The organism is Streptomyces diastatochromogenes (genome assembly GCF_002242805.1).
Lineage (GTDB): Bacteria > Actinomycetota > Actinomycetes > Streptomycetales > Streptomycetaceae > Streptomyces > Streptomyces diastatochromogenes.
Map to the genome: position 1 here is coordinate 377949 of NZ_MCGQ01000016.1, position 25925 is coordinate 403873.

A 25925-nucleotide genomic window follows, 5' to 3' on the forward strand; every position below is an offset into this window, starting at 1 on the left:
CCTGCATCACTCGGGCTTTAACCCTCAAGGAGAACTCATGCGGCGTGGCATAGCGGCCTCCGCGCTGGTGGCGTCCCTCGCCCTGGCGGCGACGGCGTGCGGCGGGAGCGACAGCGACAGCAAGTCGGACGGCCCGGTCACCATCACCTGGTGGGACACCTCCAACGCCACCAATGAGGCACCGACGTACAAGGCCCTGGTCGCGCAGTTCGAGGCCGCCAACAAGAACATCAAGGTCAAGTACGTCAACGTCCCCTTCGACCAGGCGCAGAACAAGTTCGACACGGCGGCCGGCTCCAAGGGTGCCCCGGACGTGCTGCGCTCCGAGGTCGGCTGGACCCCGGCCTTCGCGAAGAAGAGCTACTTCCTGCCGCTGGACGGCACCGACGCCCTCACCGACCAGGCCAAGTTCCAGCCGAACCTGATCAAGCAGGCCCAGTACGAGGGCAAGACCTACGGCGTGCCGTTCGTCACCGACACCCTCGCCCTGGTCTACAACAAGGCCCTGTTCAAGAAGGCCGGCATCACCGAGGCCCCCAAGACCTGGGACGAGCTGAAGGCCGACGCCGCGAAGGTCAAGGCCAAGGCCGGCGTCGACGGCTACTGGGGCTCCACCCAGGCCTACTACGCCCAGACCTTCCTCTACGGCGAGGGCACCGACACCGTCGACGCCGCCGCCAAGAAGATCACCGTGGACTCGGCCGCCGCCAAGAAGGCCTACGGCACCTGGCTGAGCACGTTCTCCGGCAAGGGCCTGCACAAGGCCGACACCACCGCCGACGCCTACGCCCACATCCAGGACGCGTTCGTCAACGGCAAGGTCGCCGCGATCATCCAGGGCCCCTGGGAGATCACGAACTTCTACAAGGGCTCGGCCTTCACGGACAAGTCCAACCTCGGCATCGCCACCGTCCCGGCCGGCTCCACCGGCAAGGCGGGCGCCCCGACCGGCGGCCACAACCTCTCGGTCTACGCCGGCTCCGACAAGGCCCACCAGGCCGCGGCGCTCAAGCTCGTGCAGTTCATGACCTCGGCGAAGTCCCAGGAGACCATCGCCCTGAAGAACTCCACGCTGCCCACCCGCTCCGACGCCTACACCGCCCAGGTCAAGGCCGACCCCGGCATCGCCGGCTACCAGGGCGTCCTCGCCGCCGCCCAGCCCCGCCCGGCGCTGCCCGAGTACAGCTCCCTGTGGGGTCCGCTGGACACCGAGCTGCCCAAGATCGCCGGCGGCAAGGAGTCGCTGGACAAGGGTCTGAGCAACGCCGAGGTGGCCATCACCAAGCTGGTGCCCGACTTCAGCAAGTGAGCCCGCGTGGCCGTCGGATTCTCTCTCGAGGGGGGAAGGATCCGGCGGCCACCGACCTGTGCCCAGCCCAACCCCTGAACCATCAGAAGGTGTCGAACCATGACAGTCGCCATCGACCGCGCGACCGGCAAGCGCCGCGGTGACCGCGCGCCTCGGCCCGGGCTGGGGCAGCGCATCAAGAACGGCTACCAGAAGCACTGGTACGCCTACGCGATGATCGCCCCCGTGGTCGTCGTGCTCGGTGTCATCGTGGGCTACCCCCTGGTCCGGGGCGTCTACCTGACCCTCACCGACGCCAACAGCCTCAACTCGGCGCGCACGATCGGCGTCAACCACATCGCGGCCACGTACAAGTTCATCGGGTTCGACAACTACAAGGACATCCTGTTCGGCCCGTTGTCGTACGACCGGTTCTGGTCGCACTTCCTGTGGACCGTCTTCTGGACGGTCGCCTGCGTGGCGCTGCACTACACCTTCGGCCTCGGCCTCGCGCTCATGCTCAACCAGAAGCTGCGCGGCCGCACCCTCTACCGGCTGCTGCTGGTCGTGCCCTGGGCCGTGCCGACGTTCGTCACCGTCTTCTCCTGGCGGATCATGCTCTCCGACTCCGGGGTGATCAACCAGGTCCTCGGCGCCCTCCACCTGCCCGAGCCGCAGTGGCTGGAGGACACCTTCTGGCAGCGGTTCGCCGCGATCATGGTCAACACCTGGTGCGGTGTGCCGTTCATGATGCTCTCGCTGCTCGGCGGCCTGCAGTCCATCGACTCCACGCTCTACGAGGCCGCGGAGATGGACGGCGCCAGCGCCTGGCAGCAGTTCCGGCACGTCACCCTGCCCGGCCTGCGCTCGGTCAGCTCCACCGTGGTGCTGCTCGGCATCATCTGGACGTTCAACCAGTTCGCCATCATCTTCCTGCTGTTCGGCCCCACCGGCGCGCCCGACGCCCAGATCCTCGTCACCTGGGCCTACTTCCTGGGCTTCGGACAGCAGCCCCGCGACTTCGCCCAGTCCGCCGCGTACGGCGTGCTGCTGCTGTCGATCCTGACCGTCTTCACCTCCTTCTACTTCCGCTGGCTGAAGCGCAATGACCAGCTCGCCGTCTGACGCCGCAGGAGCCGCCGCCATGAGCACCACGACCCTCGAGAAGACAGAGGCCCGAGCGACCTCCGCCCCCGCGCCCGGGCGGACCCGGCGGCGCGGCGAGCGCGGCCCGCTCGGCGCCGCCCTCCTGCACGGCGGCCTCGCCGTCGCGAGCCTGATCGCGCTGGCCCCGGTGGCCTGGCTGGTCTTCCTGTCCCTCGGCCCGGACAAGGACGACTACCTGCACCCCGGCAAGATCCTGGGCAAGCTCACCTTCTCCAACTACAGCTTCGTGCTGCAGCACACCGCCTTCTTCGACTGGTTCAAGTCGACGATGATCGTGGCCCTCGGCACCACCCTGATCGGTGTCTTCGTCGCCGCGACCACCGGCTACGCCGTCTCCCGCATGCGCTTCCCCGGCTACAAGTCGCTGATGTGGGTGCTGCTGCTCACCCAGGCCTTCCCGATCGCCATCCTGATCGTGCCGATGTACGAGATCTTCAGCGAACTCGGGCTCATCGACACCTACTGGGCACTGATCGTCATCAACTGCACCACCGCCGTGCCGTACAGCGCCTGGCTGCTCAAGGGGTACTTCGACACCGTCCCCTTCGAGATCGACGAGGCCGGACGCGTGGACGGGCTCACCCCCTTCGGCACCTTCTTCCGGCTGATCCTGCCGCTGGCCCGCCCGGGCCTGGCCGTCGCCGCCTTCTACAACTTCATCACCGCCGTCGGCGAGGTCGCCTTCGCGACCACCTTCATGCTCGACGACTCGAAGTACACCTTCGCCGTCGGTCTGCAGACCTTCGTCAGCGAGCACGACGCGCAGTGGAACTACATGGCCGCCACCGCGGTACTGATCGCGATACCCGTGTCCGTGTTCTTCTACCTCGTGCAGAAGAACCTCGTCACCGGCCTCACCGCCGGCGGCACCAAGGGCTGACGCCCGCTTCGAGGCTCCCGCGCGCCTGTCCGCGCGGGTAGGCGGCCGCGGTGTCCATCCGACCCCGCTGACACTGCGGCCGCCTCGCACACACCCCTGGCCCCTGTCGCCGTACCCACGCCCATGACCAGAACTCCCTTACGCATCAAGGACGCCATGAGCCAGCAGCACTCTGCAGCCCCGGCAGACGACTCCACCGTCGCCACCGTCGCCCAGCACCGCGACTGGTGGCGGGACGCGGTGATCTACCAGGTCTATCCGCGCAGCTTCGCCGACAGCAACGGCGACGGCATGGGCGACCTGGAAGGCGTACGTTCCCGACTCCCGTACCTGCGCGACCTCGGCGTGGACGCCGTGTGGCTCAGCCCCTTCTACGCCTCCCCGCAGGCCGACGCCGGCTACGACGTCGCCGACTACCGCGCCGTCGACCCCATGTTCGGCAACCTGCTCGACGCCGACGCACTGATCCGCGACGCCCACGAGCTGAGCCTGCGCGTCATCGTCGACCTGGTCCCCAACCACTCCTCCGACCAGCACGAGTGGTTCAAGCGCGCCCTCGCCGAGGGCCCCGGCTCGCCCCTGCGCGAGCGCTACCACTTCCGCCCGGGCAAGGGCGAGAACGGCGAACTCCCGCCGAACGACTGGGAGTCCATCTTCGGCGGCCCCGCCTGGACCCGGGTCGAGGACGGCGAGTGGTACCTCCACCTCTTCGCCCCCGAGCAGCCCGACTTCAACTGGGAGCACCCGGCGGTCGGCGACGAGTTCCGCTCGATCCTGCGCTTCTGGCTGGACATGGGCGTCGACGGCTTCCGCATCGACGTCGCCCACGGACTGGTGAAGGCCGACGGCCTCCCGGACCTAGGCTCCCACGAACAGCTCAAGCTGCTGGGCAACGATGTCATGCCGTTCTTCGACCAGGACGGCGTGCACGCCATCTACCGCCAGTGGCGCACGATCCTCGACGAGTACGCCGGCGAGCGGATCTTCGTGGCCGAGGCCTGGACCCCGACCGTCGAGCGCACGGCGAACTACGTCCGCCCGGACGAACTCCACCAGGCATTCAACTTCCAGTACCTGGGCACGGAGTGGGACGCGAAGGAACTGCGGACGGTCATCGACCGGACGCTGGAGGCGATGCGCCCGGTCGGCGCTCCCGCCACCTGGGTCCTGTCCAACCACGACGTCACCCGGCACGCGACGCGCTTCGCCAACCCGCCCGGCCTCGGCACCCAGATCCGCACGGCCGGCGACCGCGAACTGGGCCTGCGCCGGGCCCGCGCCGCCACCCTCCTCATGCTCGCCCTCCCCGGCTCGGCCTACGTCTACCAGGGCGAGGAACTGGGCCTCCCGGACGTCGTGGACCTCCCGGACGAGGTGCGCCAGGACCCGGCGTACTTCCGGGGCGCCGGCCAGGACGGCTTCCGCGACGGCTGCCGGGTGCCGATCCCGTGGACCCGCGCGGGCTCCTCGTACGGCTTCGGCAGCGGCGGCAGCTGGCTGCCCCAGCCGTCGACGTGGGCCGAGCTGAGCGTCGAGGCGCAGACGGGCGTCCCCGGCTCGACGCTGGAGCTGTACCGCTCGGCGCTGAGCGCGCGCCGGTCGCAGCCCGACCTGGGCGCGGGCGACGCGGTGGAGTGGCTGCGCGCGCCGGAGGGCGTCCTGGCCTTCCGCCGGGGCGAGTTCGTGTGCGTCGCGAACACCACCGGCGAGTCCGTGACGACCCCGTCCCACGGCCGTGTGCTGCTCTCCAGCGGTGAGGTGACCGAGGCCGACGGCGAGGCGAAGCTGCCGGCCGACACGACGGTGTGGTGGACGACGGCGTGATCACCGCTCGATAACTTCTTCCGTCAACTTCTTACGGCCCGCTGCCCTTTTGGGTGGCGGGCCTTTAACATCTGGCCACCGCAAGGTTTCTGAAAGATTTCAGCAAGGCCCTTCAATGGAGAAGGAACCCCCACATGGCCAGCAGCAGAATCGTTTCGGGTGCCCTCGCCCTCACCGCGGCGGCGGCCTTCCTCGCCCCCGGCACCGCGGCGTACGCCTCCCCGCCCGGCACCAAGGACGTCACCGCGGTCCTCTTCGAGTGGAAGTACTCCTCGGTCGCGAGCGAGTGCACCAACACCCTCGGCCCCGCGGGCTACGGATACGTCCAGGTCTCCCCGCCCGCCGAGCACATACAGGGCTCGCAGTGGTGGACGTCGTACCAGCCGGTGTCGTACAAGATCGCGGGCCGCCTCGGCGACCGCACCGCGTTCCAGAACATGGTGAACACGTGCCACGCGGCCGGCGTGAAGGTCGTCGTCGACACCGTCGTCAACCACATGTCGGCAGGCTCCGGCACCGGCACCGGCGGCTCGTCGTACACGAAGTACAACTACCCCGGCCTCTACTCCTCCTACGACTTCGACGACTGCACCTCCCAGGTCACCAACTACCAGGACCGCTGGAACGTCCAGCACTGCGAACTGGTGGGCCTCGCGGACCTGGACACGGGCGAGGAGTACGTCCGCAAGACGATCGCCGGCTATATGAACGACCTGCTCACGCTGGGGGTCGACGGCTTCCGGATCGATGCCGCGAAGCACATCCCGGCGGACGACCTGGCCAACATCAAGAGCCGCCTGACCAACCCCTCCGCCTACTGGAAGCAGGAGGTCATCTACGGCGCGAACGAGGCCGTCCAGCCGTCCGAGTACACCGGCAACGGAGACGTCCAGGAGTTCCGCTACGCCTACGACCTCAAGCGCGTCTTCACCAACGAGAAGCTGGCGTACCTGAGCAACTACGGCGAGGGCTGGGGCTACCTCAGCAGCTCGGTGGCCGGCGTCTTCGTCGACAACCACGACACCGAGCGCAACGGCTCGACCCTCAACTACAAGGACGGCGCCAACTACACCCTGGCCAACGTCTTCATGCTGGCCTACCCCTACGGCGCCCCGGACATCAACTCCGGCTACGAATGGTCCGACGCCGACGCGGGCCCGCCCAACGGCGGCACCGTCAACGCCTGCTGGCAGGACGGCTGGAAGTGCCAGCACGCCTGGCCGGAGATCATCCGCATGGTCGCCTTCCGCAACGCGACCCGCGGCCAGGCCGTCTCCAACTGGTGGGACAACGGCAACAACGCGATCGCCTTCGGCCGGGGGAGCAAGGGGTATGTGGCGATCAACCACGAGTCGAGCAGCCTGACCCGCACCTACCAGACGTCCCTCCCGGCCGGCACGTACTGCAACGTCCAGAACAACACGACGGTGGCGGTGAACTCCGCGGGGCAGTTCACCGCCACCTTGGGCTCGAACACGGCGCTCGCGATCTACGCCGGCAAGTCGAGCTGCTGAGCCCGGGGCACTACTTCCAGGTGTCGCTGGTCGTGTAGCCGGACGAACTGCCCGTCGTGTACGAGCGGTTCGTCCCGGACTCCCAGGTCACGTTCCCGGAGCCGTCCTTCTTGATGTACTTGTACTCGAAGGCCGTGCTCCTGGGGACGATGACCAGCTTGCTCCAGGTCGGGTAGGACGCCGAGGACAGCGGGATCGCGTCGCTCGTGTTCCAGGAGCCGAGGGAGGCGATCGAACCGACGACGTACACGTTGGTGCCCAGGTCGGTCGTCGCGGTCTCGTTGAAGGTGACGTCGGTGGCGCTCGCGTTCGCCACGTTCCAGGAGTTGTTCAGGGAGATCGCCGAGGTCGTGGTGGTCGCCGACCTGTTGGCGTTCGACTCCCAGGTCACGTTGCCGGAGCTGTCCTTCTTGATGTACTTGAACTCGAAGGACGTGTTGACCGGCACGCTCACCTCGCCCGACCAGATCGGGTAGCCCGACGACGACAGCTTGATCGCCTTCGAGGTGTCCCAGCCGCCCAGGGCCGAGATCGAGCCGACGACGTACACGTTGGTGCCGGACGTCGTCGACGCGTACTCGTTGAACGTCGCGTTCACCGTGTCGCCGGAGCCGCCGCCCGCGTCGCCGCAGCCCACCGTGCAGGTGTAGGACGCGTTGTAGAAGGCGACCGCGCCCTTCGCGGGGAGGGTGAGGGACGCGCTGCCGCCCGAGACGGTGACCTTCGTCGCGCCGCCGTCGATGACGTTGGCGTACGTGCCGTCCGCCATGCCCGTGGCGAAGGTGTAGGTGGCGCTGCTCGTACCGTTGTTCGCGGCGAAGAAGCCGGCGCCGCTGCGGCCGAAGCCGATCACGGACGACGACTTGGTCTGCCAGTTGGAGACGGCCGCCGTGTCGACCGCGTTGTGCCAGGACACCATGCCGACGACCGCCGTGTCGCGGTCCAGGCAGTACCAGGAGCCGCTGGAGCAGTCCGTGTTCGTCACGAAGCCCGAGGAGTTGGGCGGGGCCTGGTCGCTCTGGGTCCACTCCCAGCTGGCGTAGACCGTGGGGGTCGACCACTTGTAGGCCAGCTGGAAGAGATTGGCCAGCTTGTAGGTGTCGCCGTCCTTGTAGGACATGTGCAGGCCGTTGCGCTCGGTGTCGTGGTTGGTCACGAAGGACACCGAGTTGGCGGCGGGCAGGATGCCGGAGGAGGACAGGGACTCCAGGTCGCTCACGTTGCCCTGGAACGCCGACTTCAGCTTGCTCGCGTAGGTGAAGTCCAGGACGTCACCGGAGGCGTAGTAGTCCGACGGCTGCGGGGTGGAGCCCGGGTAGATCTCCTGGAAGACGTACGGCGCCGAGCCCGCCGTGGTGTTCGTCAGCTTGGACTCGATCGCCGCCAGGTCGGCCTCGGGTATGTGCTTGGCCGCGTCCACCCGGAAGCCGTCGACGCCGAGGGCGAGCTGGCTGTTGAGGAAGTTCGCGATGCCCGCGCGGACCGTGTCCGAGCCGGTCTTGAGGTCGGGCAGGCCGAGGAGTTCGCAGTTCTGGACCTGGGTGAGGTTCGAGTAGTCCTGGATTGTCAGGTCGGAGGTGGGGCACGACGTCGAGTCGTGGTAGTCGGCACGGTCCCAGTCGGGGGTGTCGTACTTGTTGGTGATCGTCGTGCCGTTGTAGCCGGTGCCGGTCTGCGCGGCGGTGTGGTTGATCACCGCGTCCGTGTAGACCTTGACGCCGGCCTGGTGGCAGGTGCTCACCATCGACGCGAACTTCGCCGCCGTACCGAAGCGGCTGTTCAGGTTGTAGGAGTACGGCTGGTAGACGTCCCACCAGTAGTAACTGGACTGCTTCAGGGACTCGGCGGGCGGGGCGACCTGCACCGCGCCGTAGCCGGCGGGGCCCAGGACGTTGGTGCACTCGGTGGCGACGGAGTCCCAGTTCCACTCCCACAGGTTGGCGATGACGTCGCCCTTGGCGGTGGTGTCCGCCTGTGCGGGGGTCGCCGGCAGGGCTATGGCTCCCGCCAGCGCGAGGGCGCCTGCGGCTGCGGCGGTCGCGGTGCGGCGGAGGACACCCTGGGGTCGGTGTCTGATCATGTGCGGCTCCGAAACGAACTTCGAGAGAAGGTGACAGGGTTCAACAACCCGTGAGCGTGCGGCAGTTGAGAAGGGCACGTCAAGGTTGACGTTGAAACTTCTTGCTATGAGTTTCAAGGGTCTTGCTGTAAACCTTTCGGCAGCGATACGGTCGCGCGGGGTCGGACCCAAAAGAGCCGTAATCGCAAGGAGTTCCCGCCTGTGATACCGAGATGGCCGGCGCCCCCGACGCGCCGTACCGCCCATGCCAGACGGGTCGCGGCCGTCACCGTCGCCGCGCTCGCCCTGGCCCTCGTGCAGCCGCTCGCGGCCCACGCGGACGCCCCGCCACCGCCGCCGTCGGACGCCAGGCTCGCGGCCCAGCCCGCCCGGCACGACGACACCCGCGAGCAGTTCTACTTCGTCATGCCGGACCGTTTCGCCAACGGGGACAGGTCCAACGACCGGGGCGGGCTGACCGGCTCCCGCCTCAGCACCGGCTACGACCCCACCGACAAGGGCTTCTACCAGGGCGGCGACCTCAAGGGCCTGACCAAGCGGCTCGACTACATCAAGGGGCTCGGCACCACCTCCATCTGGATGGCGCCGATCTTCAAGAACCGTCCCGTGCAGGGCACCGGCAGCAACGCCTCCGCCGGCTACCACGGTTACTGGATCACCGACTTCACCCAGGTCGACCCGCACTTCGGGACGAACAAGGACCTCCAGACCCTCATCTCCAAGGCGCACGCCAAGGGCATGAAGGTCTTCTTCGACGTCATCACCAACCACACCGCCGACGTCGTGGACTACGAGGAGAAGTCGTACGACTACCTGTCCAAGGGCGCCTTCCCGTACCTGACCAAGGATGGACGGCCCTTCGACGATTCCGACTACGCGGACGGCAGGCGGAAGTTCCCGGCCGTGGACGCCGACTCCTTCCCGCGCACCCCGAAGGTCACGAGCAGGAGCAAGGTCCCGGCCTGGCTCAACGACCCGGCGATGTACCACAACCGGGGCGACTCGACCTACGCCGGCGAGTCCACGACCTACGGCGACTTCTCCGGCCTGGACGACCTGTGGACCGAGCGTCCCGAGGTCGTCAGCGGCATGGAGAAGATCTACGAGCGCTGGGTGCGGGACTTCGGCGTCGACGGCTTCCGGATCGACACCGTCAAGCACGTGAACATGGAGTTCTGGACCCAGTGGGCCACCGCGCTCGACAAGTACGCGGCCGCGCACGGGCGGAAGAACTTCTTCATGTTCGGCGAGGTGTACTCGGCGGACACGTCCATCACGTCCCCGTACGTCACCCAGGGCCGCCTGGACGCCACCCTCGACTTCCCCTTCCAGGACGCGGCCCGCTCCTACGCCTCCCAGGGCGGCAGCGCGCAGCGGCTGGCGAGCGTCTTCGGTGACGACTACAAGTACACGACCGACAAGGCCAACGCGTACGAGCAGGTCACCTTCCTCGGCAACCACGACATGGGCCGCATCGGGTACTTCCTGAAGCAGGACAACCCGAAGGCCGGCGACGCCGAGATCCTGAAGAAGGACAAGCTCGCCAACGAGCTGATGTTCCTCAGCCGCGGCAACCCGGTCGTCTACTACGGCGACGAGCAGGGCTTCACCGGGTCCGGCGGCGACAAGGACGCCCGCCAGACGATGTTCGCCTCCAAGGTCGCCGACTACCTGGACGACGACGAGATCGGCACCGACCGCACCCACGCGAGCGACGCGTACGACACCAAGGCGCCGCTCTACCAGGAGATCGCCGCCCTCTCGAAGCTCCGGAAGACCAACCCGGCGCTGACGGACGGCGTCCAGACCGAGCGGTACGCGGCCGACGGCGCCGGCGTCTACGCCTTCACCCGCACGGACGCCAAGACGGGCGCCGAGTACGTGGTCGCCTTCAACAACGCCGACAGCGAGAAGTCGGCGACCTTCGCCACCGGCTCGGCGGACATGTCGTACCAGGGCGTCTACGGGACCTCCGCCGCGGTCAAGTCCGACGCCGACCGCAAGCTCACCGTCACCGTCCCGGCCGGTTCCGCCGTCGTCCTCAAGGCCGCCGGCACCCTCGCCGAGCCCGCCGCCGAGCCGACGATCGCGCTCAAGGCCCCGGCCGCCGGAGCCACCGGGACTGTGGACGTCACCGCCGATGTCGACGGCGGTCAGCTCAACCGCGTGGTCTTCGCCGCCCAGGTAGGCAACGGCGCGTGGAAGACCCTCGGCTCCGCCGACCACGCCCCCTACAAGGTCACCCAGGCCCTCGGCAAGGACGTACCCGCCGGGACCGCCCTGCGCTACAAGGCCGTCGTGATCGACTCGGCCGGGCACACCGCGAGCGCCCTGGCGAGCAGCACCACCGGCACCCCGCCCGCGCCCGAGGTCCCCACGGCCTCCTCCCGGGACTACGTGATCGTCCACTACAAGCGCACCGACGGCGACTACGCCGACTGGGGTCTGTACGCCTGGGGCGACCTGGCCGACGGCGAGGCGACCAGCTGGCCGAACAGCCACCCCTTCGTCGGCCGCGACGCGTACGGCGCCTTCGCCTACGTCAAGCTGAAGCCGGGCGCCTCGAACGTCGGCTTCCTGGTCATCGACAAGGACGGCAACAAGGACGTCTCCGCCGACCGGTCCATCGACGTCACCAGGACGGGTGAGGTCTGGATCGAGCAGGGCAAGGCCGACGTCCTGACCCAGAAGCCCGACTATCCCGCCCAGGACAAGACCAAGGCGGTCATCCACTACCACCGCGCCGACGGGAACTACGACGGCTGGGGCCTGCACGTCTGGACGGGTGCCGCGAACCCCACCGACTGGTCGAACCCGCTGAAGCCGGTGAAGACTGATGCCTATGGCGCGGTCTTCGAGGTACCGCTCACCGAGGGTGCCACCAGCCTCAGCTACATCATCCACCAGGGCGACGACAAGGATCTCCCCGCCGACCAGTCACTCGACCTCAAGTCCAACGGCTACGAGGTGTGGCTGTTGAACGGCCAGGAGAAGTACCTGCTGCCGCAGCCCGCGGGCAGCGCGGCCGCCCTCGACCTGACCACGTCCAAGGCGATCTGGATCGACCGGAACACGGTCGCCTGGAACGGCTCCGACGGTGCCGTCTCCACCCAGCTGCTGTACTCCCACGACGGCTCCATCGCCGTCAAGGACGGGACGCTGACCAGCGACGACGAGCGCTGGCTGCGGCTGGAGAAGACGACGCTCACCGACGCCCAGAAGGCGAAGTTCCCGCACCTGAAGGACTACACCGCCTGGTCCGTCGACCCGCGTGACCGGGACCGGGTGCGCTCGGCGCTCGGCGGGCAGCTGGTGGCCTCGCAGCGTGCGGCGAACGGCGCCGTGCTGGCCGCGACCGGGGTGCAGATCGCCGGCGCGCTGGACGACCTGTACTCCGGCGCGACGAAGAGCAGCCTCGGCCCGGTCTTCCACGACGGCAAGCCGACCCTCTCCGTGTGGGCGCCGACGGCCCAGTCGGTCCACCTCGACCTGGCCGGCACGGCCGTGAAGATGCACCGCAACGCCACCACCGGCATCTGGTCCGTCACCGGCCCCGCCTCCTGGAAGGGCAAGCCCTACCGGTACGTCGTGAAGGTCTGGGCGCCCAGCGTCCGCAAGGTGGTCACCAACAAGGTCACCGACCCGTACTCGGTCGCGCTGACCGCGAACTCCGAGCGCAGCCTGGTCGTGGACCTGAACGACAGGTCCCTCGCCCCGAGCGGCTGGTCGGGTCTGCACAAGCCCAAGGCCGTACCGCTGAAGGACGCGCAGATCCAGGAGCTGCACATCCGGGACTTCTCGGTCGCCGACACGACCGTCCCGGCCAAGGACCAGGGCACCTACCTGGCCTTCACGGACAAGAACAGCGACGGCTCGAAGCACCTGCGGCAGCTCGCGAAGTCGGGCACCTCGTACGTGCACCTGCTGCCCGCCTTCGACATCGCCACCATCCCGGAGAAGAAGGCCGACCAGGCGAGCACCGACTGCGACCTGGCCTCCTACGCCTCCGACTCCGACAAGCAGCAGGAGTGCGTGGCGAAGATCGCCGCGAAGGACGCCTACAACTGGGGCTACGACCCGTACCACTACACGGTCCCCGAGGGCTCGTACGCCACCGACCCGGACGGCACCGCCCGTACGGTCCAGTTCCGCAAGATGGTGCAGTCGCTGAACGGGGACGGCCTCCGGGTCGTCATGGACGTCGTCTACAACCACACCGCCGCCAGCGGCCAGGCGGACACCTCCGTCTTGGACAAGGTCGTGCCCGGCTACTACCAGCGGCTCCTCGCCGACGGCTCGGTGGCCAACAGCACCTGCTGCGCCAACACCGCGCCCGAGAACGCGATGATGGGCAAGCTGGTGGTGGACTCGATCGTCACCTGGGCCAAGGAGTACAAGGTCGACGGGTTCCGCTTCGACCTGATGGGCCACCACCCGAAGGCCAACATCCTCGCGGTCCGCAAGGCCCTCGACGCGCTGACCCTGGAGAAGGACGGCGTCGACGGCAAGAAGATCATCCTGTACGGCGAGGGCTGGAACTTCGGGGAGGTCGCGAACGACGCCCGGTTCGTGCAGGCCACGCAGCAGAACATGGCCGGCACCGGGATCGCCACCTTCTCCGACCGCGCCCGTGACGCCGTGCGCGGCGGCAGCCCCTTCGACGCGGACCCCGGCATCCAGGGCTTCGCGTCCGGGCTCTACACCGACCCCAACGGATCGGCGGCGAACGGTACTTCGGCCGAACAGAAGGCCCGGCTCCTGCACTACCAGGACCTGATCAAGATCGGCCTGACCGGCAACCTCGCCAAGTACCACTTCACCGACACCGACGGCAAGGAGGTCAAGGGCTCCGAGGTCGACTACAACGGCTCGCCCGCCGGATACGCGGCCGCACCCGGCGACGCCCTCGCCTACGTGGACGCGCACGACAACGAGTCGCTGTTCGACGCCCTCACCTACAAGCTCCCGAAGGGCACGTCCGCGTCCGACCGGGCCCGGATGCAGGTCCTGGCGATGGCCACGGCCGCCCTCTCGCAGGGGCCGGCCCTCTCCCAGGCGGGCACCGACCTGCTGCGCTCGAAGTCGCTGGACCGCAACTCCTTCGACAGCGGCGACTGGTTCAACGCCATCCACTGGAACTGCGCCGACGGCAACGGCTTCGGCCGAGGGCTGCCCATGGCGGCCGACAACCAGTCCAAGTGGGACTACGCCAAGCCGCTGCTCGGCACGGTCAAGGTGGGCTGCCCGCAGATCACCGGCACCTCGGCCGCCTACCAGGACCTGCTGCGGATCCGTACGACGGAGCAGGCCTTCTCCCTCGGTACGGCCGCGCGGGTGCAGGACCGGCTGTCCTTCCCGCTGTCCGGCAAGGACGAGACGCCGGGCGTGATCACCATGCGCCTCGGTGACCTGGTCGTGGTCTTCAACGCCACTCCGCAGCAGCAGGAGCAGCGGATCGGCGCCCTCGCCGGGACGGCCTACCGGCTGCACCCGGTGCAGGCGGCCGGCGCGGACGCGGTGGTGAAGACCTCCTCCTACGCCGCCGACTCGGGCACGTTCACCGTTCCCGCGCGGACGGTGGCGGTCTTCACCGGGGCGGCGAAGTAGGGTCGGGCCCGTTGCCGTAGAACAGGAGTGCTCATGCCGCAGATCACCGTCGACTACTCGAACACGATGGAGGCCGCCTTCGACCGCGCGGGTTTCGCGCGGGAGCTGCACGAGGCGACCGTGGAGATCGCGGCGGCCAAGCCGGAGGCCTGCAAGACGCAGTTCCGGCCGAGCGCGCTCACGGCGTACGGGTACGAGGACCCGGCGGAGCACGGGCACGCCATCGTGCACGTGTCCATCGGGCTCCTCGCCGGCCGCAGCGACGAGACGAAGACGAGGCTCACGGAGACCGTGCTGGAGCTGCTCCGCAAGCATGTGGCGGACAAGCGCTTCGCCCTGCACGCCTCCGCCGAGATCCGCGACCTGGATCCGTCGTACCGGAAGTTCGACCGGTAGCGGCCCTCGGCCCTCAGGGCGCCAGGGACAACAGCCGGCCGACCAGCTCTGCGAAGGGCCCGTCGGCCGGCTCGTCCTTGACCATCGTGCGCAGCAGGGCGGCCATGTCCGCGTCGTAGGCGGCGCTCACCGCCGCCAGCGCGGCGAAGTCGTGCACGAGCTGCAGTTCCAGCTCGGCGCGCGGGATACGGCGGCCGTCCAGCCAGATCAACGCGGTCGACTCGGCGAGCGAGATCCAGGAGCGGACGACCAGTTCCATGCGCGCGGGTGCCTCGGTGACGCCCAGATGCGTGAGGATCTGCTCGTAGGCGGCCTGGCGTACGGAGTCGATGAGCGCGTTGGTCGTCGAGGAGCCGACAGCCGGGCCGCCGCGCATCAGCGCCGAGAAGCCGGGCCCGTGCTCGTCCACGAAGTCGAAGTAGCGGCGCATCACCCGCAGCAGCCTGGCCCCGAGCGGACCCTCGTGCGGCTCGGCGAAGCGGCCCGCCAGATCCTCCGAGGCACGCTTCAACGCGGCTTCGTACAGGCTGAGTTTGCCGGGGAAGTAGTGGTAGACCAGCGGGCGCGAGATGCCTGCCGCCGACGCTATCTCGTCGATGGAGACCTCGTCGGGCGAACGGCGGCTGAACAGGTCGAGCGCGACACCGATCAGCTGCTGCCGCCGCTCCTCGACGCCCATCCTGCGGCGAACCCCGGTACTCATGCGAACACCTTACCGACCGGATTCGGTCGTCCGTGTTCACATGTCGAGCACCAAGCGATCACTCCGGGCCCGTGATACACAGATCAACATCGACTCGTGCCGTTCCGCATCCGTCAGCAGCTCGTCCCGGTGATCGATCTCCCCTTCCAGCACCCGCTGTTGACAGGTCCCGCAGAAGCCCTGCTCACAGGAGTAGGCGGTGTCGGGCAGTTCACGGCGTACGGCGGCCAGCACCGTGGAGTCGGCGGGGACCGTCAACGTCCGCCCGCTGCGGCGCAATTCGATGGCGAACTCGTGGTTGCCGTCGGCGGAGACGCGCGGTGCGAACCGTTCGACGCGGACATGCGGGAAGCGCTCCTCGACGGCTGTCATGAGCCCTTCCGGCCCGCAGCAGTAGACGACGGCTCCCTCCGGCACCTGCAGTGCGTCGAGATCCGGCCGCCCCTCCACCACGGTCACCCGGTCCCGGCCCAGCTTCTCGACCTCCTCCAGGAACGGCAGCGACGCCCGCGTCCGACCGGCGTACAGCAGCCGCCAGTCCGTGCCTTCGGGAAGCGCCCGCAGCATCGGCAGCAGCGGGGTGATCCCGATCCCACCGGCGACGAAGACGTACGACTCCGCCCCGACCAGCGGGAATCGGTTCCGCGGCCCCCGCACCTCCAACTCCGTGCCCTCCGTCACCTGCTCGTGCACCTCACGCGAGCCGCCCCGTCCGTCCTCGACGAGCCGGATCGCGACGGTGTACGACGAGGTGTCCTCCGGGTCGCCGCACAGCGAGTACTGCCGTACGAGCCCCGACGGCAGGACGACGTCGAGATGCGCGCCGGGCTCCCAGCGCGCCAAGTCTGCTCCCTCGAGCCGGAGTTGTACGACTCCGTCGGCCACCGCCTCGTGCGAGGTCACCAGCAGCTTCAGCGCCCGTGAGCGAGGCCTGCCCGAGGTCGGCTTCTCCAGGGCGGGCAGCGGCCACAGCGGCGAGACCTGGATGCGGCGGCGCAGCGCCCGCCGGGTCAGCAGGGCGGCGCCCGCGACGAGGGCGACGGTGCGCAGCTTCGGCATCACGACCCCGTCTTCTCCGCCGCGAGCGCGGCGGGGGAGGAGGCCAGGTAGGCGACGGCCTGGGCGGTCGAGCCCTCCTGGGAGGGGTGGTAGGAGTGGCTGAGGTAGCGCGGGATGGACCTGAGCATGGCGCCGGTGGTGGGCAGGGTGCCGCGCCGGCCGCTCTGGTGGAAGTCCTTGAAGGAGGCCTTGCCGTCCACGAGGGTGGGGTCGTTCTCCATGAAGAAGCGGGCCCCGCGCTGCCACAGGAAGACCAGTGCGCTGAAGGCCGTCGCCCAGGTGCGCACCCGGCGCCGGTAGCTGCCGTCTATGTGCAGGAACAGGTCGAAGGCGACGGAGCGGTGCTCGACCTCCTCGGCGCCGTGCCAGCGCAGCAGGTCCAGCATGGTCGGGTCGGCGCCGCGCCGGTCCAGCTCGGCGGCGTTGAGCACCCAGTCGCCGAGGAAGGCGGTGTAGTGCTCGATGGCCGCGATGAGCGCGACCCGCTCCAGCAGCCACCAGCGGCGCGCTCTGCCCGGCGGCAGCGTGCGGTCGCCGAGCAGTTTCTCGAAGAACCAGTCGACCTGCGCGGTGTACGGCGTCGGGTCGAGCCCCAGCTCGCTCAGGTGCGGCAGGACCTCGTCATGGGCCTGGGAGTGCATCGCCTCCTGCCCGATGAAGCCGATGACGTCCTCGCGGAGCCGGTCGTCCCGGATGAGCGGCAGCACCTGCTTGTACACGTGCACGAACCACCGCTCGCCGGCGGGCAGCAGCAGGTGCAGCACGTTGATGGTGTGCGTGGTGAACGGGTCGCCGGGCACCCAGTGCAGCGGCGTGTCCTCCCAGGAGAAGGACACGTTGCGGGCCTTGAGCGGTATGCGCTCGGACTCCACCGGCCGGGCCTGCGTGTTAGACATGGCGTCAATGTACTGACGGGTAGCTCGTCTGAGAACCCCCGTGCAGCACCTTGTTGACGCGAGTGTCAGCTAGTGCAGTCCGCTGATCGAGCTGCCGTCCGTCAGGGTGCCCTTCAGCTGTGCCTGTGCCCCCTGCTCGGCCCGGGCCACCAGCAGCGGTCCCGGGCCGGACGCGGTGACCCCGCCCGTCGCCCGGATCGACGCGGTGTCCCGGCTGCCCGCGGCCAGCAGGAACCAGTTCCCGGCGCGGGACTTCCACAGCACCCCGGCCAGGACGTGCGGGTCGCGCGGACCGCAGGCCGGTACGTCCGTGCCCTTGGCCACGATCGCGCCGACCGGCCCGCCCGGTGTCCGGAACTGGGCCAGTGCGGCCGTACCGTCACCGCGCCAGGTCTCGGCCCTGGTGCACACCCACTCGCCCGCCCCGCTCCCGTCGGGCAGCGGCTGGTCCGCGAACGCCCAGGCGTTGACGCTGCGCACCCCCGCGGAGCGCTCCGCGAGCAGCGAGCAGGCGAACGGCGCCCAGGAGCGCAGCCCCTCCGCGCCGGACGCCTCACCGGTGACGCCCGGGCGCCCGGCGGTGAGGTGCGCCGGGATCAACTCACCCAGGTCCGTGGCGAGTTGGGTGCCGAAGCCGTCGGTCAGCTGGAGCACGTTCCACGAGGTGCAGGTGCCGGGCTGCAGGGCGGGGCTGGCCAGCGGTGCGGTGACGCCGTCGGTGACGGTGAGGGGCGCGGCGGCCGACTCGGGCTTCATCAGGTCCCGCTCGGCCGCCTTCCTCACCCAAGGGGCGGTCAGATAGCGGACGTTGCCGTCGGCGCGGCCGAGCACCAGCGCGCTCGCCTCGGCGCCGGTCGCGCCGTCGACGCGGGCGAAGTCGAGGGCGGCGCCCGCGGTGCCGTCCTTGGGCTCGGCATAGCGGGTGATGCGCAGGCCGTCGTAGAAGATCGCCACGCGTGCGTTGTCCACCTCGCCCGCGTACAGCAGCTGGGGCGGGCCGGGCGGGGCGCCGGTCTGGGTGCCGGGGGTGGCCGAGACGCGGACCGTCTCTCCGGGGCGGGCCCAGACGGCCAGGGCGCGGCGCAGCAGGGCCTTGTCACCGGTGAGCGGGCCGCGGGCGGGCCACACGGAGAAGTCGGTGCGGGCCGCCGACTCCCATGCCGTCGGGGCGATGCGGGTCAGTTTGCCCGGGTCCAGGGCCGCCTGGGCCGCCGGGTTCTCCGCGTAGACGGGTGCGGCGGCGCCGTCGGGGCCCCAGCCGCCGCCCGGCAGGGCCACCAGCGCCCCGCACACCGCGAGCGCGGCAGCGGCGGCGAGCGCGGCCTTGGTGTGCTGACGGCGGCGCATCAGGTCGGTGGGCCGGGCCTGCAGGGAGCAGGGGTCGAACTCCGGGGAGGTGAGCAGCGCGTCCTGCGCGGGCACCCCGTTGGCCTCCGCCAGCGCGGACTCGGGGTGCTCGATCCCGGCGGAGGTGAGGATCCTGCGGATGTCCGCGTCGGGCAGCTTCTCCAGGCCGCGCAGCACATACACGGCGCGGGCCGGTCCGGACAGGGCGGACAGCCGCTGGTCCAGGGCCAGCTCGTCGGCGCCGCCGGAGCGCGGGAACAGGCGCAGGCCCCACACCTGGGGGAGCAGCGGCGGCAGCGGGGTGAGCCTGGGCCGGCCCTTGCGGGCGCGGGTCGCCTCCAGCGCCGTACGCAGGACCTGGAGGCGGAGGTAGGCGTACCCGGGGTCGCCCTCCCGGCCCGAGGACTGGGCCGGGATCACGGACGTCTGCTTGCGGCCCCGGGGCAGGGCGCGCTGCACGAGGGCGTGGGCCGTCAGCACCCGCCGGCTGCGGCCGAGACTCGGCGGCAGTACCAGGTAGGCGAGCCGGACCAGCCGGGGGTAGTGCTCGACGAGCGCGGCCTCGGCCTGTTCGACGTCGACGACCGGTCCGGCGGCCCCGGCGGAGGAGGGTGCGTGACGCTGGGCTACATCCTGTGACTGCACGTCCAGCAAAACGAGCGAACCGTTGGTTGGTCACCGCCAAGCGGGTGACTCACTCCTCCGGTTCGACCAGCAGGCGGGCGTAGTCGGCCATCGACCGCTGGTAGCGCGGCAGATGCGGGGCCAGGGCGCCGAGCACGAGGGAGAGACCCTCGCGGTCACGGCCCAGACTGGACAGGCACAGGGCGAGACAGGCTTGAGGCCCCGCGCCAGCGCCTCCCGGTACAGCGGTCCTGTGCCTGCCATGGCATCGGATTTGAGCGCACCGCCCCCCGCAGCCGTATCCGAGAGGGCTGGGGCATGCTTGGCCCACCAGGACCGGAGGAACGGATGAGGTTGACGCGAGTGATGATCGGCGCCGCAGCGGCGCTGGCCCTGGCGGGCTGTGGTTCGAGCGGTGACTCGAAGGCGGTGCCGCCCACCGCCACGGGCAGCCTGGAGAGCCTGGCCGCAGAGGTGAAGTGCAAGCCGAACATGCAGACCGACGCCGACGAGCTCCGCCAGGCCATCTGCAAGAACACCGACGGGCGGTTCATCCTCGCCACCTTCGCCACCGACCGCGGCCAGCGCGAGTGGATCAACGACGCGAAGGACTACGGCGGTTACTACCTCGTCGGCCGCAAGTGGGTCGCCGTCGGCGACGACGGGGTCGTCAAGGCGCTGCGCGGCACGCTCGGCGGCGACGTCGAGATCGGCACCAACCACAAGGCCCACAGCGGCGCCCACAGCGGCTGATCTGTTCGGCTCCACATCGGGGCACAAGAAAAGCGGGCGGTGGGAGATTCCCACCGCCCGCTTTCCTAGGGGGTGTTCACTACGCGCACCGCTGGCCGGTGTTGATGCAGTTCGCGATCTTGTTCGCCAGGCCGCCGGTCGTGACGCTGATGAAGTCGTCGTGGTCGGTGGCCGGCTTGTGGAGCTGCTCCGGGAAGCCGTCCACCGCGTAGGCGTTCTTCACCTGGCCGTTCACGATGGTCGGCGGGGTGATGTTGTACGTCAGGCGCATCGTCAGCTGCGGGATCGCCTTGAAGCCGTTCCCGCAGACACCGCTCGCCGGATCGGCGAAGGCCACGTGCGTACGGTGGTTGGCGCTGTCGATGTTCTGCCCGTCCCAGCAGCTCTGGAAGGCGAACGTACGCACCACCTTGCTGCCCTGCGGGCAGATCGGGTACTGCGTCGTCAGCTGCACCTTGTTCTCGAAGCCGGTGCAGCTCCAGTGCGCGTTGGCGTTCGCCAGACCGTTGGTCGTGGTCTTGGCGTCACCGGTGATGATGCGCAGGAACTGCGGCATCGCGACGACCTTGCTGGCCGGGCTGCCGACGTACTTGATCTGCGCCGACACCGGCGTCAGGATCTTGCCGACGTTGCCTTCCTTGCCACCGCCGTCCGCGTTCTGGTCGAAGTCCTGCGAGCCGTCCTGGATCCGGACCACCGGCCAGTAGTACGACGACAGGTCGCTCTTGTTCTGGCAGCTGGTGCCGCCCTGCAGGAACGTCTGGTTGCTGGAGAACGCGTTGACCTTCTGGTTGCCGACGTAGTCGTGCAGGTGGTGCGCACCGTTGGTCACGCCGGGCGCCACGATCACGTTGTCGGTGTTGTGGTTCTTGTTCGCGTTCACACCGCAGCGCGTGGTGAACGTGCCCGTCGAGGCGTTGCCGGACTTCTGCGGCTTCGCCAGGACGTTCGCCGCGACCTTCGTGATGTCCACGAAGTCGGCCGCGACCGGGCCGTTGCCGGCCTGCCCGCCGATGTTCTGCTGCTGACCGGCGTTGCCCTGCTGCTGGCCGCCGTTCTGCTGCTGACCACCGGTGTTCTGCTGCTGCCCACCGTTCTGCTGCTGACCACCGGTGTTCTGCTGCTGCCCACCGTTCTGCTGCTGACCACCGGCGTTGGTCTGGTTGGCGGTCTGCGTCGTACACGCGGCGAGCTGCTTGAGCGAGTTGTCGAAGGAACCGCCGACCCGCTGGATGTCGATCCTGATCCGGTCGATCGTCGCGGCCCGCTTCTCCTTGAGGGGGCCGACGATCGCGTTCTGCACGAAGCTCGGATCGTTCGTCTGCGCCTGCCGGGTGGAGGCGAGCCGGGAGTAGGCCTCGGTGATCTGCTTGTCGAGGTTCGCCAGCTCCGTCGCCACGCCCTGGCGGGCCTGGTTCGGCACGTTCGTCAGCTTCTGGCCGACGTCCGGGCAGGAGATCGTCGCGACCGAAGCCGTCGCGGCCTTGGTCTGGTTGCCTCCCCACGACTGGTTGTTCGACTCGTGCGCCGAGGCGTAGAAGTTCGCCCAGATCAGCCCGCCCCCACCGAGCGCTAGGGCCGCCGATGCGGCTATGGCCTTGGTGGCCAGCGGCGTACGGCGTTTTCGTGTGTTGCGTCCCATGGAACTCCTCTGACTTCCTTGCGGGGCAGCATCGAGGCGCCCGACAGGAGTGAAGCGGCGTCCATCCATACGGACGCCGCCCCAGAGGTGTTCAGCCGTCTCACAAATTAGTCAGAGGATTACCCCGCACTCGGGTCTCAAATGCCCCCTGAGCAGCGGAAGTTGATGCGAGGCTCAGTGGTCGTGGTCGAGGTAGGCGAGCACGGCCAGAACGCGGCGATTGTCGTCGTCCGACACCTCAAGGCCCAGTTTGCCGAAGATGTTGGAGGTGTGTTTGGCGATGGCCCGTTCCGTCACCACCAGCTGCGCGGCGATCGCCGCGTTGGACCGACCCTGCGCCATCAGCTCCAGCACCTCCCGCTCCCGCGGGGTGAGGTTGCCCAACGGCCGGTCCTCCGCCGACCGCCGCGACAGCAGCTGCTGGATCACCTGCGGGTCCATGGCCGTACCGCCCGCGGCCACCCGTCGTACGGCGTCCACGAACTGGTCGGCGTCGAAGACCCGGTCCTTGAGCAGATAGCCCACCCCGCCGCTGCCGTCGGCCAGCAGCTCCCGCGCGTACAGCTGCTCCACGTGCTGGGAGAGGACCAGCACCGGCAGCCCGGGCCGCTCCCGCCGCGCCCGCAGCGCGCACTGCAGGCCCTCGTCGGTGTGCGTGGGCGGCAGCCGTACGTCGACCACGGCGACGTCCGGCTCCAACTCGGCGAGCGCGCGGGTGAGTTCGGGCCCGGACTCGACGGCCGCCGCGATCTCGAAGCCGTAGGCCTCCAGCAGCCGGACCAGTCCGTCGCGCAGCAGGAAGAGGTCTTCGGCTAGGACAACACGCACGGGATCTCCATGGTCACCAGGGTGGGACCGCCCGCGGGGCTGCTGACGGCCAGGACGCCGTCGAATGTACCGAGCCGCCGCTCGACTCCGGCGAGCCCCGAGCCCGCGCCGATCACGGCACCGCCCCTGCCGTTGTCGGTGACCGTGATCCGCAGCAGGTCGCCGGCCTGGTGCAGGTCCACCCAGAGCCGGTCGGCCCCGGAGTGCTTGACGGCGTTGGTGAGCACCTCGCTGACCGCGAAGTAGGCGGCCGACTCGACGGGTGCCTCCGCGCGGCCGGACAGCTCCACGCTCACCTCGCTCGGCAGGGGCAGCCGCAGCGCCAACGCCCGTACGGCGTCCCCGAGTCCGCGCTCGGCCAGCACCGGCGGGTGGATGCCCCGGACCAGGTCGCGCAGTTCCTCCAGGGCCTCGGCGGAGCTCCGGCGGGCCTGGGAGAGGAGCTTCTTCGCCTGCGCCGGGTCCTTGTCCAGCAGCATCTCGATCGTGCCGAGGTCCATGCCCATCGCGACCAGCCGGGCCTGCGCCCCGTCGTGCAGGTCCCGCTCGATGCGGCGCAGCTCGGCGGCCGAGGTGTCCACGGCGTCGCGCCGGGTCTCGGTCAGCACCCGTACCCGTTCGGCGAGTTCGCCTTGGTCGGCGCCGAGGACGGCCCGGGTCAGCGTGAAGTGGGCCGTCAGCAGGCGCGGGGTGAGGCGGTAGGCGGCGACCAGGAGGACCGCGGCGGTGGCGGCGGCGCCGAGCGCGGAGGGCTGGTCGGTGACCGGCACGAAGCCGTACCAGTACGTCTCGTCCTTCGCGAGCACCCGCCACAGCCCGGCCGCCACCGCGAACCCCTCGAAGGGGTAGAAGAGCAGGACGGCCGGCAGCAGCGCGGTCACGAAGCCGGCCGTCATGTCCACCGGCAGCCACAGCAGGTCCCGCCGGACCTGCGGGTCGTGCAGCATCGCGAACGTCCGCGTCCAGGGGTTCGCGCCGGCGGGGACCGGCCGGTAGACCGACGGGATCCGCACCCCGCACCACTCGGCCGCGAGTTCCCGGCGCTTGTCCGCGAGGGCCCGTACCGCGGTCAGGATCGGCGGGGTCGTGACGAGGCCGACACCGATCGGGATGAGCGCGACGGAGACGAGGGTCAGCACGAGGAACAGCACCGAGAAGGGCAGCACGGCCACGGCCAGCGCGAGTCCCTGTACGGCGGCCAGCAGTACCTCTCGGGTCCGCGCGCGGGCACGGCCACTGTTCGTTTCGGTGTTCATGCCGCAAGTCTCGCCGACCCGTCGGCCCCGGTCACTGGGCCGAAGTCCCATGTCAGGGGGTGGTGTCAGGTACACCCCCGCCCGCGGCCAGCACCTTCGCCTCCACCTCCGGGTCCAGGCCCTTGGCCGTACGGTCCGGGCGCTGCGGTGCGGTGTCGCCGATCTCCGTCAGCCACCGCCAGGTGTCGGCGACGGTCTCGCCCACCGGCCGGCACTCCAGCCCGGTGGCCAGCGCCCGGGACACGTCCGCGCGGTGTACGCAGGACAGCTCGCCGTCCGGCGGCACCCACACCGGCAGCTGCGTCCACGGCTCGATCCCGGCGTCCAGGATCACCTCCGGGTCGGTCCAGCGCAGGTCGGCGTCCGCGCCGGTGACGTGCACGCAGGCGCGGAGCAGCTCGCCCATGGTGGTGTGGCCGGGCGGGCTCACGAGGTTGTACGGCCCGTTCAACTCCCGCTCCACCGCCCCGACGACCCAGTCGGCGAGGTCGCGCGCGTCGACGTACTGGAGCGGCAGGTCCTGCGGCCCCGGTGCCAGGACCGGGCCGCCGCGGGCGATCCGGGTCAGCCACCAGGGCAGCCGGCCGACGTTCTCGTACGGGCCGAGGATCAGCCCGGCCCGTACCAGCAGCGAGTCCTCGGTGCCGAAGGCCTCGACGGCGGCCAACTCGCCACCCCGCTTGTCCTTCGCGTACTCCGTCGCCCCGGCGTCGGCGGCGGCGCCCTCGACCAGCGGAGCGTCCTCGCCGGCTCCGGGGGGCCAGGGCCAGGCGTACACGGACCGGCTGGAGACGTACACGTACCGTCCGGCACGGCCCCGCAGCAGCCGTGCCGCCTCCCGGACCGCGCGCGGCGCGGCCGACCAGGTGTCGACCACGGCGTCCCAGGTGCCGTCGTCACCGGCGAGGGCGGCCAGGCCGTCGGGGGCGGTGCGGTCGCCGTGCAGCGACCGCACCCCCTCGGGAGGCCGGTGCCGTCCCCGGTGGAAGACGGTCACCTCCCAGCCGCGCCCGAGCGCGGCCTCCACGACGGCCCGCCCCACGAACTCCGTACCGCCCAGCACGAGAAGTCTCATGCCAGGGAGCGTGCCCGGTACGGGCCCGGGGAGGGAAGAGCTGTCTGCCGTCGGCAGACAGCCCGGGTCAACGCCCGGTCGGCGGGGTGTACTTGTAGCCGACCCGGCGCACCGTCTGGATCGTCTGGCGGTGCTGTGCGCCCAGCTTGCGGCGCAGCCGGGCGATGTGGACGTCGACGGTGCGGCCGTCGCCGACGTGGCCGTAGCCCCAGACCGTGGTGACGAGCTGGTCGCGGGTGTGCACCCGGTGCGGGTGTGCCACCAGGTGTGCGAGCAGCTCGAACTCCAGGTAGGTGAGGTCGAGTTCGCGGCCGTCGACGCTGGCGGTGCGCTGCACGGAGTCGATCCGCACCAGCGCGTCGCCGTCCGCCTGCGCGGCCGTCTCCGGCTGGTCCGGCACCGCGACCGGCAGGAACGGGGGCCGCTGGTCGGCCGGGACCAGCACCAGGTAGCCGACCATCGGCGGCTGGCCGGGCAGGGTGGGCAGGGTGTGCTGCGGCGCGGGCAGCCAGGTGGCGCCCGGCGGCAGGAAGTCCGCCACGTCCACGACCTCGTCCCGGTCGACGGCCCGCAGCCGGTGCCGGGTGCCGCTCGGGGCGGGGGTGGTGAGGGTGGCGGTGGAAAGAGAACGAGTGGTCGCCATGAGGGGTCAGCTCTTTCGCGCGAGAAGTTCGTCGGGCAGGACGACGGCCGCGATTCGTGGTCGGGCGCGCCGGGGGACGTACGTCGTTTCGCGCTGGCCGAAGGCCGGGGTGTACGGCTTTAGAGGGCCCGCGCGTTCATCGCGCGGCAACACACCCGGTCGAAGTCGTGGTGCTGACGGGAAGGCCAGAACGGCTCGAGGTCATGGCGACCTGTCGCGGTGTAGTACTGGAAGCTGGCCATGCGCTCATTGAAGCAGAAGAGCGCGCCGAGCAGGACCCTCCTCTCACTGCTTGGACGCTTCCTTGACGTGAAGTTGGCGTTGCATGTGCCCTTCGGGCGGT

19 protein-coding genes and 1 pseudogene are annotated in these 25925 nt (G+C 69.8%); 8 read left to right on the forward strand and 12 right to left on the reverse strand.

What is annotated here, in order from left to right; all coding sequences use genetic code 11:
• Window positions 1-37: 37 nt before the first annotated feature.
• The 5 genes from BEK98_RS21205 (at window position 38) to BEK98_RS21225 (ending at window position 6673) form a co-directional block, all read left to right on the forward strand.
• Window positions 38-1309 carry an extracellular solute-binding protein gene (locus BEK98_RS21205; RefSeq protein WP_094218170.1) on the forward strand — a complete coding sequence of 424 codons (1272 nt, stop codon included), beginning with the start codon at window positions 38-40 and terminating at the stop codon, window positions 1307-1309.
• Between the two features lie 99 nt (window positions 1310-1408).
• The gene (locus BEK98_RS21210) at window positions 1409-2413 is read left to right on the forward strand and encodes a carbohydrate ABC transporter permease (RefSeq protein ID WP_094218171.1); all 1005 of its coding nucleotides are present in this window, start codon (window positions 1409-1411) and stop codon (window positions 2411-2413) included.
• Window positions 2414-2432: 19 nt separating this feature from the next.
• Window positions 2433-3335 carry a sugar ABC transporter permease gene (locus BEK98_RS21215; protein ID WP_094218172.1) on the forward strand — a complete coding sequence of 301 codons (903 nt, stop codon included), beginning with the start codon at window positions 2433-2435 and terminating at the stop codon, window positions 3333-3335.
• 156 nt (window positions 3336-3491) lie between these two features.
• Window positions 3492-5159, forward strand: a complete 1668-nt coding sequence (locus tag BEK98_RS21220) for a glycoside hydrolase family 13 protein (protein WP_094218173.1) — start codon at window positions 3492-3494, stop codon at window positions 5157-5159.
• Between the two features lie 134 nt (window positions 5160-5293).
• Window positions 5294-6673, forward strand: a complete 1380-nt coding sequence (locus BEK98_RS21225) for an alpha-amylase (RefSeq protein WP_094218174.1) — start codon at window positions 5294-5296, stop codon at window positions 6671-6673.
• A gap of 10 nt (window positions 6674-6683) precedes the next feature.
• Here the strand turns inward: BEK98_RS21225 and BEK98_RS21230 are convergent, their stop codons facing one another.
• Window positions 6684-8753, reverse strand: coding sequence for a carbohydrate-binding module family 20 domain-containing protein (locus tag BEK98_RS21230; protein ID WP_094218175.1), 2070 nt, complete (start codon window positions 8751-8753; stop codon window positions 6684-6686).
• A gap of 201 nt (window positions 8754-8954) precedes the next feature.
• Here BEK98_RS21230 and pulA point away from each other — a divergent pair, with 201 nt between their 5' ends.
• Together pulA and BEK98_RS21240 are read left to right on the forward strand one after the other, a co-directional pair.
• Entirely contained in the window at window positions 8955-14360 is a 5406-nt protein-coding gene (gene pulA, locus BEK98_RS21235; protein WP_094218176.1) for a pullulanase-type alpha-1,6-glucosidase, read from the forward strand.
• 33 nt (window positions 14361-14393) lie between these two features.
• Window positions 14394-14756, forward strand: coding sequence for a 5-carboxymethyl-2-hydroxymuconate Delta-isomerase (locus BEK98_RS21240; protein WP_094218177.1), 363 nt, complete (start codon window positions 14394-14396; stop codon window positions 14754-14756).
• A gap of 13 nt (window positions 14757-14769) precedes the next feature.
• Here BEK98_RS21240 and BEK98_RS21245 read toward each other — a convergent pair whose 3' ends face one another.
• The 5 genes and pseudogenes from BEK98_RS21245 to BEK98_RS21265 all read right to left on the reverse strand — a co-directional run.
• Complete coding sequence (locus BEK98_RS21245) at window positions 14770-15459, reverse strand: TetR/AcrR family transcriptional regulator (protein WP_094218178.1); 690 nt, start codon at window positions 15457-15459, stop codon at window positions 14770-14772.
• 36 nt (window positions 15460-15495) lie between these two features.
• Complete coding sequence (locus BEK98_RS21250) at window positions 15496-16518, reverse strand: PDR/VanB family oxidoreductase (RefSeq protein ID WP_094218179.1); 1023 nt, start codon at window positions 16516-16518, stop codon at window positions 15496-15498.
• Complete coding sequence (locus BEK98_RS21255; RefSeq protein ID WP_094218180.1) at window positions 16518-17414, reverse strand: metal-dependent hydrolase; 897 nt, start codon at window positions 17412-17414, stop codon at window positions 16518-16520. Before BEK98_RS21255 ends, BEK98_RS21250 begins: the two co-directional genes overlap by 1 nt.
• Window positions 17415-17483: 69 nt before the next feature.
• Window positions 17484-19406 (reverse strand): SigE family RNA polymerase sigma factor, encoded by a 1923-nt coding sequence (locus BEK98_RS21260; protein WP_094218272.1) that lies wholly within the window; start codon window positions 19404-19406, stop codon window positions 17484-17486.
• 49 nt (window positions 19407-19455) lie between these two features.
• A pseudogene (locus BEK98_RS21265) lies at window positions 19456-19602 on the reverse strand (tetratricopeptide repeat protein); the annotation flags it as partial.
• A gap of 131 nt (window positions 19603-19733) precedes the next feature.
• Between BEK98_RS21265 and BEK98_RS21270 the strand changes: the two are divergent.
• Window positions 19734-20138 (forward strand): hypothetical protein, encoded by a 405-nt coding sequence (locus tag BEK98_RS21270; RefSeq protein WP_208643179.1) that lies wholly within the window; start codon window positions 19734-19736, stop codon window positions 20136-20138.
• Between the two features lie 79 nt (window positions 20139-20217).
• On the opposite strand, the gene BEK98_RS21275 is transcribed toward BEK98_RS21270, so the two are convergent.
• The 6 genes from BEK98_RS21275 to BEK98_RS50895 form a co-directional block, all read right to left on the reverse strand.
• Complete coding sequence (locus BEK98_RS21275) at window positions 20218-21780, reverse strand: DUF1996 domain-containing protein (protein ID WP_094218182.1); 1563 nt, start codon at window positions 21778-21780, stop codon at window positions 20218-20220.
• A 174-nt stretch (window positions 21781-21954) separates the two neighbouring features.
• Window positions 21955-22608, reverse strand: coding sequence for a LuxR C-terminal-related transcriptional regulator (locus BEK98_RS21280; protein ID WP_094218183.1), 654 nt, complete (start codon window positions 22606-22608; stop codon window positions 21955-21957).
• On the reverse strand, window positions 22593-23864 hold the full coding sequence (locus BEK98_RS21285) for a sensor histidine kinase (RefSeq protein ID WP_094218184.1): 1272 nt from the start codon (window positions 23862-23864) through the stop codon (window positions 22593-22595). Before BEK98_RS21285 ends, BEK98_RS21280 begins: the two co-directional genes overlap by 16 nt.
• A gap of 52 nt (window positions 23865-23916) precedes the next feature.
• Complete coding sequence (locus tag BEK98_RS21290; RefSeq protein ID WP_094218185.1) at window positions 23917-24939, reverse strand: SDR family oxidoreductase; 1023 nt, start codon at window positions 24937-24939, stop codon at window positions 23917-23919.
• A gap of 67 nt (window positions 24940-25006) precedes the next feature.
• A complete protein-coding gene (locus BEK98_RS21295) occupies window positions 25007-25582 on the reverse strand; it encodes a winged helix-turn-helix domain-containing protein (protein ID WP_094218186.1) in 576 nt (191 codons plus the stop codon).
• A 119-nt stretch (window positions 25583-25701) separates the two neighbouring features.
• On the reverse strand, window positions 25702-25824 hold the full coding sequence (locus BEK98_RS50895; RefSeq protein WP_094218187.1) for a hypothetical protein: 123 nt from the start codon (window positions 25822-25824) through the stop codon (window positions 25702-25704).
• Window positions 25825-25925 lie beyond the last annotated feature (101 nt).